16 protein-coding genes are annotated in these 15869 nt (G+C 43.3%); 8 read left to right on the top strand and 8 right to left on the bottom strand.

All coding sequences use genetic code 11. From position 1 onward, the window contains the following. Window positions 1–223: 223 nt before the first annotated feature. Window positions 224–922 (bottom strand): SMUG2 DNA glycosylase family protein, encoded by a 699-nt coding sequence (locus tag IEX80_RS21425; protein ID WP_188834089.1) that lies wholly within the window; start codon window positions 920–922, stop codon window positions 224–226. Between the two features lie 113 nt (window positions 923–1035). On the opposite strand from IEX80_RS21425, the gene IEX80_RS21420 reads away from it, so the two are divergent. The 8 genes from IEX80_RS21420 (at window position 1036) to IEX80_RS21385 (ending at window position 8243) form a co-directional block, all read left to right on the top strand. Further along, window positions 1036–1779: an SDR family oxidoreductase gene (locus IEX80_RS21420; RefSeq protein ID WP_188834088.1), complete on the top strand. Its 744-nt coding sequence runs from the start codon at window positions 1036–1038 to the stop codon at window positions 1777–1779. Window positions 1780–2017: 238 nt separating this feature from the next. Continuing rightward, window positions 2018–2905, top strand: coding sequence for a glutamate--tRNA ligase family protein (locus tag IEX80_RS21415; RefSeq protein ID WP_176626632.1), 888 nt, complete (start codon window positions 2018–2020; stop codon window positions 2903–2905). Between the two features lie 198 nt (window positions 2906–3103). Continuing rightward, window positions 3104–3952 carry a phosphatidylinositol-specific phospholipase C/glycerophosphodiester phosphodiesterase family protein gene (locus IEX80_RS21410; protein ID WP_188834087.1) on the top strand — a complete coding sequence of 283 codons (849 nt, stop codon included), beginning with the start codon at window positions 3104–3106 and terminating at the stop codon, window positions 3950–3952. Between the two features lie 22 nt (window positions 3953–3974). Then, window positions 3975–5141: a glycosyltransferase family 4 protein gene (locus tag IEX80_RS21405; RefSeq protein WP_188834086.1), complete on the top strand. Its 1167-nt coding sequence runs from the start codon at window positions 3975–3977 to the stop codon at window positions 5139–5141. A 90-nt stretch (window positions 5142–5231) separates the two neighbouring features. Next, window positions 5232–5837, top strand: coding sequence for a peptidoglycan-binding domain-containing protein (locus tag IEX80_RS21400; RefSeq protein ID WP_188834085.1), 606 nt, complete (start codon window positions 5232–5234; stop codon window positions 5835–5837). A gap of 116 nt (window positions 5838–5953) precedes the next feature. Continuing rightward, complete coding sequence (locus IEX80_RS21395; RefSeq protein WP_188834084.1) at window positions 5954–6841, top strand: PfkB family carbohydrate kinase; 888 nt, start codon at window positions 5954–5956, stop codon at window positions 6839–6841. 204 nt (window positions 6842–7045) lie between these two features. Next, window positions 7046–7396, top strand: coding sequence for a DUF7957 family protein (locus IEX80_RS21390; protein ID WP_090533780.1), 351 nt, complete (start codon window positions 7046–7048; stop codon window positions 7394–7396). Between the two features lie 274 nt (window positions 7397–7670). Further along, the gene (locus IEX80_RS21385) at window positions 7671–8243 is read left to right on the top strand and encodes a hypothetical protein (protein WP_090533781.1); all 573 of its coding nucleotides are present in this window, start codon (window positions 7671–7673) and stop codon (window positions 8241–8243) included. Window positions 8244–8522: 279 nt separating this feature from the next. Here the strand turns inward: IEX80_RS21385 and IEX80_RS21380 are convergent, their stop codons facing one another. Genes IEX80_RS21380 through IEX80_RS21350 form a run of 7 tightly spaced genes read right to left on the bottom strand, consistent with a single transcriptional unit; the run spans window position 8523 to window position 15775 of the window. Then, complete coding sequence (locus tag IEX80_RS21380; RefSeq protein ID WP_229701712.1) at window positions 8523–9284, bottom strand: tetratricopeptide repeat protein; 762 nt, start codon at window positions 9282–9284, stop codon at window positions 8523–8525. Between the two features lies 1 nt (window position 9285). Beyond that, entirely contained in the window at window positions 9286–11103 is a 1818-nt protein-coding gene (locus IEX80_RS21375; RefSeq protein WP_090533783.1) for a BatD family protein, read from the bottom strand. Between the two features lie 24 nt (window positions 11104–11127). Next, a complete protein-coding gene (locus IEX80_RS21370; protein ID WP_090533785.1) occupies window positions 11128–11883 on the bottom strand; it encodes a tetratricopeptide repeat protein in 756 nt (251 codons plus the stop codon). After that, on the bottom strand, window positions 11880–12920 hold the full coding sequence (locus tag IEX80_RS21365) for a vWA domain-containing protein (protein ID WP_090533789.1): 1041 nt from the start codon (window positions 12918–12920) through the stop codon (window positions 11880–11882). The genes IEX80_RS21370 and IEX80_RS21365 overlap by 4 nt, the downstream gene beginning before the upstream one ends. Before the next feature lie 4 nt (window positions 12921–12924). Further along, a complete protein-coding gene (locus tag IEX80_RS21360; protein ID WP_217633220.1) occupies window positions 12925–13929 on the bottom strand; it encodes a vWA domain-containing protein in 1005 nt (334 codons plus the stop codon). Further along, window positions 13926–14894, bottom strand: coding sequence for a hypothetical protein (locus IEX80_RS21355; protein ID WP_090533792.1), 969 nt, complete (start codon window positions 14892–14894; stop codon window positions 13926–13928). The genes IEX80_RS21360 and IEX80_RS21355 overlap by 4 nt, the downstream gene beginning before the upstream one ends. Window positions 14895–14899: 5 nt before the next feature. Then, window positions 14900–15775, bottom strand: coding sequence for a DUF58 domain-containing protein (locus tag IEX80_RS21350; RefSeq protein ID WP_176626649.1), 876 nt, complete (start codon window positions 15773–15775; stop codon window positions 14900–14902). Between the last annotated feature and the right edge of the window lie 94 nt (window positions 15776–15869).

Below are 15869 nucleotides of genomic sequence, written 5' to 3'. Positions count from 1 at the left end.
AGCACACAATATAAGCGTTTTAGCCTGAAACAAGAGGATGTTTATTGCATAGTTAATATAAGGGACAAATGGTGCGGGATTGAGCGATTCCCCTCTTGAGAGGGGCGGAGGGGTGTGTTTCTGCTTGATAAGTCTACCGCAGAAACACACCCCTGCTACCGCGCTTTCGTTCGCGCCCCCTCTCAAGAGGGGAATTGATAAGTTTTGTTTAATAGGCGATAACTTATCCCGCAATACTTTCAAAAGCAGCAAGGTATTTATCAATATAAAATTGCTTGCTTGCCGTTTTATACTGCATGATGAAACGCGGATGTTCCAGTGCAATGATCTCGCCAAAGAAATGGTATTCATCGTTTAGCTTGCGCAGGAATGTTTCATTTTTTCCCGTACCAAAACAAAAGCATTTTTCGGTATTAATGCCCAGGTCAATCTGCTTGCGGATATTTTCGATCATAAACTGATAAACGGCTTTGGTTAGTTCCTTACTGTCGTAATAGTTATAGTTCTTTTCCTTGCCGTTTGCATCAACACTTGTAAAACCAAGCGGACAGGGCGAATTAATATAGATTTGTTTATAAAAAGCTTCCGGGCCGCCAAAGGCGTTGATCACCTCATAAACAAACACAGAAGAAGGCTCATGCGACATTTTGCCTTCGTAATTGATGTGGCACTCAGAGATCAGTCGTTTAGGATCCGTAAAAGGGATGCCTGTTAAGCCACCGCCAAACCTGCCGGGGTTAATGCCCAAAATGATATGCCGCTGTTGATTATCATTATAATATTTATGGTAAAACTCATCGACAATACGCATGGTTTGCGGATGTTCCTTAAAAGGGTTCATAATGCGGATGTCTTCAGGTAAAGGATCGCCGGTGTAGGTTAGCTGCTCATTGAATTGGATAATCCGGTCTGCGAGTGTCATAACTCAAATTTAGCATTTTATAAATTCTGAAGGCTAATCGCTTTTTACCAAATGGTAAGTGGAACCGGTTTTTTACGGCGGAAATTTGTGGTGTCTAAAAAAGAATAAACATCATGAGTAATCAAATTGAAAACAAATCGTCATTAAAAGGCAAAAGGGTAATTATATTGGGTGGCAGTACAGGTATAGGCTTCGCGACAGCAAAAGCTGCTGCTGCGGAAGGGGCTAAAGTGGTAATAGTTTCAGGTAATCAAAGTAAGATCAATAATGCTTTAAGCCAGCTGCCTGAAGATGCAGAGGGCTACGCCATAGATCTATCGCACGAGGAAAACATACAATCATTTTTTGAGCAGGCCGGGAAGTTCGATCACCTGGTTTATACCGCTGCCGAAAATCTTAATTTGAATAATATCGACCAAACAGATATCGGGGCCGCACGTAAGTTCTTTAATCTCCGCTATTGGGGGGCTTATGCTGCTGTTAAGTATGGTGCCCCGTTCATTAATGAGGGCGGCTCGGTAAACCTAACTGGGGGCACGGCAGGGGCAAGACCGGCAGCTGGTTGGTCGATAGCCAGCAGTATTTGCGGCGCCATGGAAGGCCTGGTGAGGGCACTTGCCGTTGAGCTTGCTCCAATACGTGTAAACGCGGTGGTACCCGGGGTAATTGACACCAACCTGTGGGATAGTATGCCTGCCGAAGATAAAGAAGGCCTTTACAATTGGGCAAAAGATACGTTATTGCTTGGTCGCGTTGGTCACGCGGATGACGTTGCCCTTGCTTTTGTTTATCTTATGAAGCAAAGCTTTGGCACCGGGTTGAATTTAGTGGTTGATGGAGGTACGTTGCTGGCATAATGGTTTATAGGAGGCGCTCCATTTTCAATTCCCTCCCCCCGGGAGGGGTGTGGTTGGAATGAGTAGTGGCAGGGAGGGGTTTGTGCGTCATTAAAGCGCATAGGTATGTCGACGAAACCCCTCCCTACACCCTCCCAGGGGAGGGAATCGCACAACCCATCGCTCAAAAGGAATCCGTCACACTATTTGCTATAGCCGCCCGCTTTTGTATCTTAGCATTCATCAATCCTAAAAGCTATTGACAAGTGCCCCGATACATTTTAATAAAACCCGCATTGCTCCAACACCAAGCGGGTTTTTGCATGTGGGCAATGTGCTGTCTTTTTCTATCACCGCGACATTGGCGCGTAAGCATGGCGCTAAAGTTTTATTGAGGATTGATGACCTCGACCGGGCAAGGGTTAATCGGGAATACCTGACTGATATTTTTGATACGCTACGATTTTTGGAGATCCCCTGGGATGAAGGACCGCAGGATGCCGACGATTTTGAAGCCAGGTTTTCACAAATTCACCGGATGCATCTGTATAACGAAGCCCTCGAGCAATTAGCCGCAGGTGGTTTTGTATTTGCCTGTGCCTGCTCGCGCAAGCAAATGAGTGAAATTGGAAGCTGTACCTGCTCAGATAAGCAGATTCCTTTAAATACCCTTGGAGCGAGTTGGCGCTTACGTACAGATAACGTTGCTACATTGCTCGTGAAAAGTTATACCGGCAAAATTATCCAAACTCAGCTACTTGCCGAAATGGAAAATTTTGTGGTCAAAAAAAAAGACGGTTTCCCGGCTTATCAACTTACTTCTGTTATTGACGATCTGTTTTATGGCATTGACCTGATTGTGAGGGGTGAAGATCTGTGGGCGTCAACATTGGCTCAGATCCAGTTGGCGGCTGTGTTGGATAAGCAGGATTTTAATGATATCGTATTTTATCATCATCCGCTGTTGCTTGAAAAAGACGGTAAAAAGCTATCCAAATCGGCCGGCTCAACGTCGATTAGATATCTAAGGCAGGAAGGCAAAAGTGCGGAAGATGTATTTATGCTTATCTCAGATCTTTGTTCACTTCCCGAAAAAGCTGGTAACTGGCAGGAGCTCGGTGCATCAATTCTTCGCCATTTGTCATAGCATATTAACACTTCTTTATAAAATGCGTATTTAATGTGACTCCAGCTTAATCGAACGGTGTCAATTTGTATATTTTAATGTGATGAAAACGTTAAGTCATTTACAATAAATTAAAGCATTTGGTGCTTTTACTTTACCATGACATAACTGCCTGTACATATCTGAAGGATAAATTTGTAGCAACAAATACAAATTACGATGCAAGCAGCATTTTGCCACAAGCACCTGAAATTTCTGTTTTTTGTTATCCTTACCTTCAAAGTCATTACCTGCCAGGCTCAAAATAACCCGCTCTCTAAAGGTTTCGCGCATAATGACTACTGGCACAACCGACCGCTGTACGATGCTTTGGATAACGGTTTTCAAAACATAGAAGCTGATATTTACCTGCGTGATGACGAATTGCTGGTGGCACATATGTTGCCCGCTTTTCAAAAAAAACGCACCCTGGAGCAGCTTTATTTAAAACCATTGTTTAACTGTTATGAAGGGAAAAACAGGGAGGTGGTATACCCGCTTGCTCCTGTTACGTTGATGATCGATATTAAATCAGACGCCGAGAAAACCTACGCAAAACTGTCGGAAGTTTTAAAGCGCTACGCGCCGATGTTGTCGAGCTATAACAACGGCGAAATAACAGAAGGCAGTGTAACCATCGTTATAACCGGCAATAAGCCATATAAGATGCTTCAGGCACAAAGGCAACGCTATGCTTTTATTGATGAGGACCTGATGCAGGTGCATACCGATACACTTTCAAATACCGTTTATAAAACTGCCAGCTGCAAATATTCGCGCCTGATCAGCTGGACAGGTAAAGGCCCGATGCCCGAAGATCAGAAACAATTACTTCGTGATTACGTAGCCGCAGCGCATCACCATAAAAAACGGGTACGCCTGTGGGCTTCCCCGGAAAACAAGGAAGTATGGAAAGCCTTGCTTGAATGTGAGGTTGACCTGATCAACACCGATAAATTAGCCGAATTAAGAGAGTTCCTGATGATGGGGCCGGAACCTGTAAGATATGCGAAGGTGAACACAAAGTAATAACCGCTAATCAGTCAATAAGATGAAAAAGATCAGAGTAGCATTTTTTGCCGAGATACTTATTGAAGATTTTGACGGTGCAGTACGCACCATGTATCAGCTCATTAAACGGATTGACCGTAATATTTTTGAGTTTCTGTTTGTTTACGGTGCCGGGCCGGATAGCATAGCCGGTTTTGAATCATTAAAAGTGCCGGCTTTGACCTTGCCGATCAATACCGGTTACACTATGGCGATACCTGCCCTGGTGATGGGCGAATTAAAGCAAGAGATTGATAATTTTTCGCCAGATGTTGTACACATCGCCACGCCATCGCTTTTGGGCAATTTTGCGTTAAAATATGCTACCCAGCAAGGCTTGCCTGTTATGAGCATATACCATACTCATTTTATTTCCTACATCGATTATTACCTGAAACATACCCCTTTCCTCATCAATAAGGTTAAGCAGATGATGGCCGAGAGTCATAAGGTTTTCTATAATCAATGTGATCAGGTATACGTGCCTTCAATTACTATGAAGGATGAGCTGATTGATATGGGAGTTGATACCTATCGCATGAAACTATGGCAAAGGGGAATAGATACCCGGCTGTTTTCGCCAAGGCATAAAAAAAGTTTGCACTCGATAACAGGAAATGATAATCCAACTATTTTATTTGCGAGCCGCCTGGTTTGGGAGAAAAACCTGGAGACCCTGTTTGAGATCTATACCATAATGCAGGACCGCCATCCCGAAGTTAACTTCATCATTGCAGGCGATGGCATTGCACGCAAAGCCTGTGAAGCGAAGATGCCCAAGGCCGTATTTACCGGTAAGGTAGATCATAAAACGCTCTCGGTTTTATACGCGTCATCAACCCTGTTCCTGTTTCCATCGGTATCTGAAGCTTATGGTAACGTAGTACTTGAGGCTATGGCATCGGGCGTACCGTGCGTTATTGCCGACGGCGGCGGCTCAAAAGATTTTATTGAGCAAGGCATTAATGGCTTTAAATGTGAGCCATACAATGCCGGCTGCTATGTTGAGCGGATTGAATTATTGCTGAAGAATAAAAGCCTGCGGGAACAGTTTATTGAAGGGGCCCTCCAATACAGCAGCCGCTTAAGCTGGGAGCATCTCGCATCGGTATATTTTGATGACCTGGCCGAAATGGCAGGTGTAGATGTGTTTAGCGGGGTAGTATAAAAGCTTGTTATTATATTCGCGACTGAGTTGATTGTTTAAAGAATAGATTTTATTATCTAATTTTATAATCATACAGCTAATAAATAACCTATGGCCGACACACAACCGGATGAAAGTTTTAACAAGTTTAAATCACAGATAAAAACAGAGCTTGACTTTGAAGTTTTTAAGTACTACCAGGAAGAGCAGTCGAAAAGGAGTGAAAATAAGTGGCTTAAATCACAGTATGCACCGATAATCCTCTCAGCGATATTTGCCTTACTCGGTACCGGAGTAGGCGCATGGATACAGGGTGTTGCAAATCGAAACCTGGAAAAACAAAAATTTGAAGCAGACCTGGTTTTAAAAATGATAGAAACCAACGGCGATCAACAGGCAGCTGCGCAAAACCTGAACTTTTTAGTGCAAACCGGCCTCGTTAATGATGATAGCTTAAGAGTTAAGCTTTCCAAAATAATTAAACACCCGGGAGAAGTACCCTCGCTGGGCGATCTGTCTGCTGATCGAAAGATTGATTTATTAACCGAAACGCAAAAGCAGTTAAAATCACTTGGATATTATGCCGGACCGATAGACGGGCAAGAATCTGATATATTCAGAAAAGCGGTGATGGCTTTTCAGGCACATTGTAAGCTTATTCCGGATGGTATGCTGGGTGCTAAAACACTTCAACAACTTTCAACAGCGAGTAAATGATTATAACGGGGATGTTATAATATGCCACAATTCTTGTACTCCCTTTCCTATTTCTTTACATTTGCCGTTTGTTTTAATAATAGGGGTTGAGTATCAAATCATAATAGGGAAATTTCATGTACGATATTTGTTGTGTAGGGCATATTACGTTAGATAAAGTGGTAACACCGCAAGCGGTTAAACACATGGCTGGCGGTACTTCTTTTTACTTTTCAAACGCCATCCGTAACATGGATGTGAATTATACCCTGGTTACCTCGCTTGCTTTGAGCGAAATGCCGGTTGTTGAAAAACTCCGTAACAAAGGTATCGAAGTACATGCTACTACAGGCGGCGAAACGGTTTACTTTGAAAATATTTACTCTGTTAACCAGGATCACCGTACCCAGCGCGTGTTACAAAAAGCGGATCCCTTCACTATTGAACAGCTTGACGAGATCCAGGCCGACGTTTATCATTTAGGCCCTTTACTGGCCGATGATATCTCCGTAGAATTTATAAAGAACTTGGCTCAACGGGGCAAGCTTTCTCTTGACGCACAGGGCTACCTGCGTAAGGTAGAAGATAAAAACGTAATAGCCATCGACTGGCCCGAAAAGCGTGACGCTCTGCAACATATCCATATCCTGAAGGTGAACGAACATGAAATGGAAGTACTTACTGGTATAACTGACATTCATGAAGGTGCCAAAGTTTTGAATGACTGGGGCGTTAAAGAGGTAGTGGTTACATTAGGCAGTATGGGCTCGGTGATTTATACAGATGGTGTTTATTATCAGATCCCGGCCTACAAACCGGTTGAAGTAGTTGATGCTACAGGTTGCGGTGATACTTACATGGCAGGCTATTTATACCAACGCGCCAAAGGGAAGGGTTTCCAGGAGGCCGGCGAGTTTGCTGCTGCTATGGCCAGTTTTAAAATAGAATCATCAGGCCCTTTTACCGGTACCGAAGAAGATGTACTGGAGCTGTTAGCGAAACACAGCATAAAGCCGAAAGCTTAAGGCTTTAAGCCCAAAGCAAATACACAAATACTGGTTCAAGTTTAGCGATAGCGTAACTTGGACCTAAAATAGGTTAAGCTTTCAGCTTAACTGAATACCTGCAATTGACACAGTCCGTGAAAATAGGATATTGCAACTATTTTAGGCAACACCGAGCTTACTAATAGACCACCCATATTCTACTAACATTAATTATATTAAATTATGAATGTAGGAAGCTATCGTGTAGACCAAAAGAAGATAATTTTTGAAACAGGAAAATTCATAGAGTTTGATTTTTCGATACAGGATACGTTGGTATTCGACAGCAAAATTGTTGTTCTTTTAGATATTTCGGGGGATACTAAATTTAATCAGAATGTGTATGCCATAGATTTTAACGGTGAGATTTTATGGCAAATTGAAAGAAGCGAAAATCTTGACATTATCGGATATTGCCCTTTTATAAGTATTGAAATCCAAAATCTGAAATTGGTTTCATTTAATTGGTGCGGATTTAGATTTACAATTGACCCCGGTACAGGAAAAGTAAACGAATCGATATTCACCAAATAAATCTTTGGCTAAAGTTAGCGATAGTGTGAACTTCAACCCATTGATGGCTTGTAGTTGCAAACTACAGGCATTATGAATCCGTAGACAGATCTACGGACAGCCATAGAATAGTCATCCTTAGACGCAGCGGACGGCGGGTTTTATGTGTTGCTTCCTTTAGACAATTATTTAAATTTTTTAGTATAAGGTTTGAAAACATGTTCAAATGGAGCTATTCTCGCACATGTTTAATACCTTTAAAGATGATTTTATAGCAAAAAAAATTGGCTAAAGCATGATAACCATTTTTAATAAATATGATAGCTTTATTTTTGAACAGATAGATAGCATTTTCAATCTTCCGGAAACAGACCGGGGGTACGTAGGCTCCTATCAGGACTTGTTTAAAGAAAATCAATTACCTGAATTAAGCCATTGGTTTGCTTACTTTTTAAACAAAGTCGATATATATCGTCCAGATGTTAGAAATTTTTCAAGAGAAGAAATCGACTTTTGGGACAAGTGGGTTTCTGAAATAAAAACTTATCAAGCTCTGGATGACACTTTTGGAGACGCCTTTATCGGCGATCTTTATCCTGATTTTGATTATTCGCAGGAAAATAGTCAAGCGGCTCTTAATAATTTAAAGTATAATTATAAACTAAAGAATGGCTCATTAAGTTACTATCGTGAAGTTGAAAAAACATTAGTGCTATATGGCAAATATCGTTTCGAAGACATTCAAGACGGAAAACGTGAAGCTCTTAGTTATGATTATAACGACTTAAGCAATGATGAATCATGGTCGCATTATAATGATGACTTGGATATGGATCAACAAAGTCCTGACTTTTGGGATCAATTTTGATTTAATATTAAAATTCTTTTGGATTTTCCTTGATGTCCGTAGTTTAATTGCTGCCCAAGCCACACCTGGTTTAAGTTTAGCGATAGCGAACCTTGGACCCAAAATGGGTAACCATTCAGCTTAACTGAACATCTGCAATAGATAATCCGCGGAAGCAGAATGCTTCCACAGTTTTAGGACGAAGTTGCGATATCACTAAACTTCGACCAGTGAAAGAAAGAATTGAGTTTAAAAAGCAACCTTTCGCCTTTTACCTTTATCCTTTCACCTCCTCAAAAACTATATTTCCTTAGCGTCCGAAGCATTGATCCAGCCCTCGTTGCCGCTGGCCAGCCTGATCTTCATCCAGTCGTTGTTGTTTTCCAGTATCTCAACCTTTGTACCGTCATGGATCAGGAACAGATTTTTAGCGTTGGGCGTTGGCGCGCTTTTTACATTAACAGACGTGCTGAATATGATAGCGCCGTGATGGGCATCAAAGTATTGATCCTGGCGACTTGCAACAAACATGCTCGCGAAACCGAAAAGTAAGATTACCAAAGCCGAATAAAACGACCATTTTTTAATGCTTACCGAATTAGTAAACCTGTACACGATCAGCAATGCACATCCCGCTATAAAGAACAGAATCGTCATCACCGCCAAAGTTGTTAATGAAAAGCGGAGAATAAACGAGTGCCACCATTTGGTAATGAAAAACTCGGTACCGGCCTCTACCTTATCGGTTGTTTTTTGATTGGCAAACTGGATATTGAAATTGATATCCTCATCGCCCGGCGAAAGTTTATGGGCCTTTTCATAGTAAAGCAACGCCGATGGCACATCCTCATTTTTAAAATAAGCATTGCCCAAATTATAGTAAACCAATGCCGACTGGTGCCCATCGTCCACAATTTTCTGGTAGGTGGTTATGGCTTCCTTATACTGACCTTTGGCGTATTGGTTGTTCCCTTTTTTTAACAGGATGTTAGCTTCATCGTTAGCTAATGCAGATATCGGCATAACGATGATGAGCAGTAAGTATATAATGCGCTTCATCATGTTATATTTTATTTTCAATGTTATTGATCATGTTCTGGGCCTTATCAAATACCTGTTGCTCGGTAATGCCTGATACAGGGGCATAGCGGGCCATTTCGCAAAGATCGAGTGTGCCCAACATCTCGTTAATGAGGCTTTCATCAAGCGAGCGGGCTTTTAGTTCCGAAGCTATCTTTTCACGGTTAAGATCTGCGTAAGGAATATTAAGTTTATCACTCAAATAGCCATATAAACCGCGGAAGAGGTTTTCATAAAAAGCCTTTTTATCGTTTAGTTGCTGTTTGGCGCTGGCCAGGTGTTTGGCTGCCACTTTACCTGCTTTGCGACTTTTTAAACCAACCACGTCGGCATTATTTTTATCTCGCCATTTACCGTAAACCAAAGCGCCTAAGAAACCTGCCGGACCCAAGATCAGCAGGAAATAATATAATCCAGAGCCATAAAAATCGCTGCCGACTTCGTTTAATTCAGTGCCGGTTTTTATATAGCGGATATCATTGCTCAGCACCTTAACATCCTGTTTGCCGGCGTTTGAAAAGGCGGTAACGTTACTGCCATCGCTGCTGCCTTTGGCAACCTTAACATGAAATGCCGGGGTGCTTAATGAAACGTACCGGCCGGTGGCTGGGTTAAAATAAGCGAATTTAACCGGGTCGATAGTAAAATCGCCCTGGTGCCTCGGGATCAGCAGATAAGTGTATTTTCTGCTACCTGATGCCCCGCTGGCATTTATGGTAATGGTATCGGTGATCTTGGGCTCATACTTCTCAAAGTCGGCTGGGAAAGTTGGCGTTATCGGTTTCAACAACTTCAGGTTGCCTGCGCCGCTTACCTTTATGGTGTAATTAATGGCATCATTAGCTTTAACATCATTTTTATCAAGCGAAGCCTCAATATTAAACTTGCCCACAGCGCCTGTAAATTCGGCAGGCTTGCCTGCTAATGGCAGTGGTTTCACGTGAATGACAACGGGCGCACTTTTAATCTTGTACTTCACATCCTCATATCCGCCAAAGAATGCATCGAAGGGGTCGCCTGATGATGAAGCGGCCTGCTGCCGTACTATAAAGTTCATGACAGAAGGCTCAATAGTGATATTGCCCTCATGCTCGGGAAACAGAACGGTTTGTTTAATATCGGTTACGTTGTACCGTACACCATTTAAAATTTCGGTGCGCCATTGGGCGTTAGGATTGGTGTTTTTGATCTCCTGGCTGTAAAAACCATTAAGATCGGGGATTTTTTCCGGTTCGCCGTTGGCGATGTTAACCCGGGTGTATAGGCGCAGGTTCATCATGATCTGCTGACCCATGTAGGCGGTTGTTTTATCAACCTCGGCACGTAAAAACAATGATTTGGATATATCGCTTACACGCCCTTTTTGAATGTTGCGGCTATCGGGCCCGTTGCTGCTTTGCTGCTGGGCCTGCTGATTGGCCTGCCCGCCCTGGCCTTTTACTACTTTAATTTTAATCGGGGCAGTGCTGTAAGGCCTTCCGCCTGCTACAATAGTAGCGGGGCCAATGGTTATTTCACCTTCTTTTGTTGGTACAAGATCATACCCATATGCTATGCTTGCCGAAGTAACCCCATTGATCATGGATATGCTGTTGGATACATTGGGGCCGCCAACTACCTGGAAGCCGCCAAAAGCAGGCGGCGCAAAACGCTCGCCATTGGCGTTGATGGAGAAGGTGACCTCGAGGACCTCGCCTGTGCCTATAGTGGTTTTATTTACCGACGCAGTGAATTTTACCTGTGCAAAAACCAGGCTTGAGCAACACAGCAGCAGCGTTAATATGGAAAGTTTAATTTTCATTAGTATTTACAAAACAACAAAGATTTACCAATCTTTTGAAATAGGCACCTTAGCACCTTTTAATTTTTTATTCTTCAGCTTATCCTGGGTTTGCTTTTCATCATTGTTGAGGGCATCAAGCATCCGCTGCGCATCATCTTTTGACAGTTGGTTTGGCTGCTGTCCCTGCTGATCTTTCTGATCCTGGTTTTGCTTATCCTGATCCTTCTTGTCTTGGTCCTGCTTATTTTTATCCTGGTCTTTTTTGTCTTTATCCTTGTCCTTATTGTCTTTGTTATCTTTATTCTTATCCTTGTTTTTGTCCTTGTCCTTATTATTATTGTTGCCCCCGCCGCCTTTATTTTTATTCTGCTGGTTTTTCAGCATTTTTTGGGCATAGGCAAGGTTATACCGGGTTTCCTCATCTTTAGGGTTATTAACCAGCGCTTTTTTATAGGCGTCGATACTTTCCTGGTATTTTTTTTGTGTTAAAAAGGAGTTGCCAATGTTGTGATAGGCGCCTGCTTTTACATTTTTATCAATAGATGCAGTTGCCAGTTTATTGAACTGTGCGGCGGCATCATCATATTTTTTTTGCTTAAACATGGCGTCGCCAAGGTTAAAATTACCCTCCAGGGTTTTGGCCTTTTTGCTCATGGCCTGGCGGTACGCGGCTTCGGCTTCTTTATACTTTTTTTGCTGATAGAGTTGGTCACCCTGCCTCAGGTATTTTCTTTCCTGCTGGGCAAAAAGAAATGAAGCCTGCAGCACTAATAAAATGGCTATGATATATTGCTTCATGTGTTTTTTACTTCAAATAATTTGATCTTGCTCAAGCGCATGTTTTTGCGAATGGAGATGAAGAACTCAACCAGTAACAGCACAAAGGCAATGCCCAGGAAAAACTGGAACCTGTCTTCAAAATCCTTAAACTGTTTGGTATCCGTCATTTTGCGTTGCACCTTGGCAATCTGGTCCATCACAATGTTAAGGCCGCTGTTGGCATTGTTGGCACGTACATAAACGCCGTTACCGGCTTCGGCAATCTCCTTGCCCATAGCCTCATCAAGTTTACTAACTACAGGGTGTCCGGTGCTGTCATTGTGAAACCCAACTTGTTTACCACCCTGGTAAATTGGAACCGGCGCACCCTCTTCCGAACCTACACCAACCACATTCACAGTAACATTTCTGGCTAAAGCGGCTTTGGCTGCCGATACGGCATCATCCTCATGATTTTCACCATCGGTAATAATGATCATGGATTTACCGGTGCCGTTCTTAAAATCAAACGACTGCATCCCCAGGTTAATTGCCGCACCAATGGCAGTACCCTGCGTTGGCACCATTTCGGTGTTAATGGTATTGAGGAACAGTTTGGCCGCTGCGTAATCGGTAGTTACCGGGAGTTGTACATAGGCTTGGCCCGCAAATACAACGATGCCGATACGGTCGTCGTGCAGTTTATCAATCAGTTGAGATAGTGCACGTTTGGCATTTTCCAGCCGGTTAGGGGCCAAATCCTGCGCCAGCATACTGTTTGAAACGTCGAGCAGGATCATCAGGTCAGCGCCTTTGCGTTTTACCTCTTCGGTTTTTGAACCAAGCTGAGGGTCAGCTATGCCGATAACAACAAGCGCATAGGCTAAAATAAAAAAGATGAACTTGATCCAGGGGCGTGAAAAGGATACCTGTGGCATCAGCTGCATCACCACCTCCTTATTACCCAGCGAGGCAATTGCTTTACGTTTCCACCAGTTTACCCTCAAAAAAATAAAGAGCAGCAGCGGAATAGCAAGCAATCCCCATAAAAATTCTGTATTTGCAAAACGTAGCATGCTGTTATGTTATAGCTCCCTTAAGCAGGGTGTGTCTTGTTAAAAATTCCAACGATAAAAGCGCCAGTGCGATAATTGCGAACGGTAAAAAGCGCTCTGTTTTTTTGCGGTACTGGGTAACATCAATCTTGGCTTTTTCCAGTTTGTCAATCTGTTCGTAAATATCCTTCAATGCGCTGTTGTTGGTAGCCCTGAAGTATTTGCCGCCGGTAATGGTGGCAATTTTGTTCAGCGTACCTTCGTCAATATCAACCTTCATGCGCTGGTATTGTACACCCATTGGCGTTTGAACAGGATAGGGGGCATAGCCGTTGGTACCTATACCAACTGTATAAACCCTTACACCAAACTGTTTGGCAATTTCGGCAGCGGTAACCGGAGGGATAGAGCCCGAATTGTTTGAACCATCCGTAAGCAGGATCACTACTTTACTTTTGGCCTCGCTATCCTTTAAACGGTTTACGGCTGTTGCCAAACCCATGCCAATGGCGGTTCCATCTTCAATCATCCCGTTTTTGATGTCGGCATAAAGATTTACCAATACCGAGTGATCGATGGTGAGCGGACATTGCGTAAAGCTTTCACCACTGAAAACTACCAGGCCGATCCTGTCATTAGGGCGGTTCTGGATAAAATCGATGGCGATGTTTTTGCCGGCCTCAAGCCTGTTGGGCTTAAAATCTTCGGCAAGCATACTGCCCGAGATATCTGATGCAATAACGATATCAATACCTTCGGTCGTAGTATCCTGCCAGCTTAACGACGATTGCGGCCTTGCCAGCGCAACAATAAGCGCCGCCATAGCCAGCGAACGTAATATGATGCTCAAATGCCTGAAACGGGGCAGCATGCTTTTGGTGATCATGGCAAAGCCCCTGATAGTTGGCATAGCCAGGTTACCCTGCAGCTGCTTTTGTTTCCAGATGTACCAGCCCACCATAAGCGGAATGCTGATGAACAGCCAGAAAAAGCTTGGATGAGCGAATTCTATTCCTTTAAACCAAATCATTTTGCCTCATCTCCCTTCACATTTACATCGGTTGGCTGGGCATGAGGCTGTGTGTCCTTAATAAAGGTGACAGCGTTTTCCATGCTCTTTTCATTTTCATGGGCCGCAGGTTTCTCTTTGGCAAATTTCACCATGTCCGATAGCACAAGCAATTGCCTTAGCAGGTTCCTGTCTTCGCTGGCGATGTCCATATGCCTTAAGCTGGCAAAAATTTCTTCGGATGTTTGCTCGAGGGCCTGTATCGTGTACCTTTTTTCGAGGTACTCGCGCACCACGTCGCTCAGTTCAATATAATATTGCTTAACCTGATCGTGCTGCCAGAGCTGCTTGCTTTTGATCTCCTCAAGCTTTTGAAGTGCCTGGATATGCAGCGGAATGTCGGGTTTAACCTCTTCAACAACAACTTCTTTTTTAGGCTTTTTGAGCAGATAAAATATCGAACCTCCGCCAACAATCAAACCTGCCAGTATACCTGCAATCAGCTTCCAGTTATCACGCAGCCAATCCCAAAAAGTATATTTAATGGTAAGCGGCTGTTTAATATCATAAAATGCTTTAGTTGTATCAACCGCAACTGTTTTAACATCAAGGTTTAATGTATCCGTTGGTAAATCACCTACCGGCGATTTGAACACGTATGACGGTATAACATAAGTACCGCTGTCAAAAGCAGTAATAGTATAATGCCGGGTTACAGTTTTGATGGATTTATCGCCCGGGTCAAAAGCAGTATCAGCTTTAAATTTTACCACCTGGATTTTGCCTATACTGTCGGCCAGTTTAGGAAAGCCGATGCTGTCTTTAGCGTGAAAACGGATGCTTAAGTTGAGCTGTGTTTGCTCGCCTATCAGGATAGATTTTTTATCCAGTGTAGCTTTAGCCCCAAAGTTTTGCGCCCTGCCTGTTTGATAAAAGCCTGCAAGCAATACCAACATAGCCAGGGTGTATTTAATGTACCTGTTCATATATTTTACCGCCGGCCTTCCCGCTTTTTAAATAATGTCATTAATGGTTTAACGTATGATTCATGTGTGCCAATGGTAGTATAATCAACCCCCGAGCGACGAAAAGCGTCCTGCAGGGCGGCGTTGCGTTTCACAGCATCCCATTTAAAGGCATCGCGAACGGCCTTATCACCGGTATTTACCCACATGATATGGCCGCTTTCTTCGTCCTTAACCGGAATGAGGCCCAGGTTAGGGAACTCTTCCTCGTGTTTATCGTACAGTTTTAAAGCGATGATATCGTGTTTTTTATTGGCGATCTTGAGCTCACTTTCAAATTCGGGCGTAATAAAATCAGATATCACGAAAGCAGTACATTTCTTTTTGATAACGCTTGTGAAGTATTTTAAAGCCTCGGCTACATTGGTACCTTTATTTTCGGGCTGAAAAGCTATCAGCTCACGGATGATCATCAGGATATGGCTGCGGCCTTTTTTGGGCGGGATAAACTTCTCGATCTTATCGCTGAAAAATATCACGCCCACCTTATCATTGTTCTGTATGGCCGAAAATGCCAGTACCGCGCAGAGTTCAGTTGCCAGGTCCTGCTTTTGCTGGTTTTGTGTGCCGAAGTTTTCAGAACCGCTCACATCCATCAATAACATCACGGTAAGCTCGCGCTCCTCTTCAAATACTTTTACGTATGGCGCATTGAAGCGGGCGGTTACGTTCCAGTCGATAGTACGGATCTCGTCGCCGATCTGGTATTCGCGCACCTCGCTAAAGGCCATACCACGCCCCTTAAAAGCCGAGTGATACTCGCCCGAAAATAAGTGGTTACTTAAGCCACGGGTCTTGATCTCTATCTTCCTTACCTTTTTTAGCAGATCCTTGGTTTCCATAGGCCCCCTCTAAATCTCCCCCGGTAGGGGAGACTTTTGAATGTTTTAGTTAATTAATAATACCCTGCTTCTAAAGCCCTCCCTTCCGGGGAGG

The sequence above is a fragment of the Mucilaginibacter rubeus genome (assembly GCF_014643835.1).
Lineage (GTDB): Bacteria > Bacteroidota > Bacteroidia > Sphingobacteriales > Sphingobacteriaceae > Mucilaginibacter > Mucilaginibacter rubeus.
The sequence above is the reverse complement of the archived record's forward strand: the minus strand, read 5'-3'. Positions and strand labels throughout refer to the sequence as shown.

Bases quoted from the DNA above. Each gene is read 5' to 3' on its own strand.
- IEX80_RS21425 (WP_188834089.1), bottom strand. From the start codon at position 922: ATGACACTCGCAGACCGGATTATCCAATTCAATGAGCAGCTAACCTAC.
- IEX80_RS21420 (WP_188834088.1), top strand. From the start codon at position 1,036: ATGAGTAATCAAATTGAAAACAAATCGTCATTAAAAGGCAAAAGGGTA.
- IEX80_RS21410 (WP_188834087.1), top strand. From the start codon at position 3,104: ATGCAAGCAGCATTTTGCCACAAGCACCTGAAATTTCTGTTTTTTGTT.
- IEX80_RS21405 (WP_188834086.1), top strand. From the start codon at position 3,975: ATGAAAAAGATCAGAGTAGCATTTTTTGCCGAGATACTTATTGAAGAT.
- IEX80_RS21400 (WP_188834085.1), top strand. From the start codon at position 5,232: ATGGCCGACACACAACCGGATGAAAGTTTTAACAAGTTTAAATCACAG.
- IEX80_RS21395 (WP_188834084.1), top strand. From the start codon at position 5,954: ATGTACGATATTTGTTGTGTAGGGCATATTACGTTAGATAAAGTGGTA.
- IEX80_RS21390 (WP_090533780.1), top strand. From the start codon at position 7,046: ATGAATGTAGGAAGCTATCGTGTAGACCAAAAGAAGATAATTTTTGAA.
- IEX80_RS21385 (WP_090533781.1), top strand. From the start codon at position 7,671: ATGATAACCATTTTTAATAAATATGATAGCTTTATTTTTGAACAGATA.
- IEX80_RS21380 (WP_229701712.1), bottom strand. From the start codon at position 9,284: ATGATGAAGCGCATTATATACTTACTGCTCATCATCGTTATGCCGATA.
- IEX80_RS21375 (WP_090533783.1), bottom strand. From the start codon at position 11,103: ATGAAAATTAAACTTTCCATATTAACGCTGCTGCTGTGTTGCTCAAGC.
- IEX80_RS21370 (WP_090533785.1), bottom strand. From the start codon at position 11,883: ATGAAGCAATATATCATAGCCATTTTATTAGTGCTGCAGGCTTCATTT.
- IEX80_RS21365 (WP_090533789.1), bottom strand. From the start codon at position 12,920: ATGCTACGTTTTGCAAATACAGAATTTTTATGGGGATTGCTTGCTATT.
- IEX80_RS21360 (WP_217633220.1), bottom strand. From the start codon at position 13,929: ATGATTTGGTTTAAAGGAATAGAATTCGCTCATCCAAGCTTTTTCTGG.
- IEX80_RS21355 (WP_090533792.1), bottom strand. From the start codon at position 14,894: ATGAACAGGTACATTAAATACACCCTGGCTATGTTGGTATTGCTTGCA.
- IEX80_RS21350 (WP_176626649.1), bottom strand. From the start codon at position 15,775: ATGGAAACCAAGGATCTGCTAAAAAAGGTAAGGAAGATAGAGATCAAG.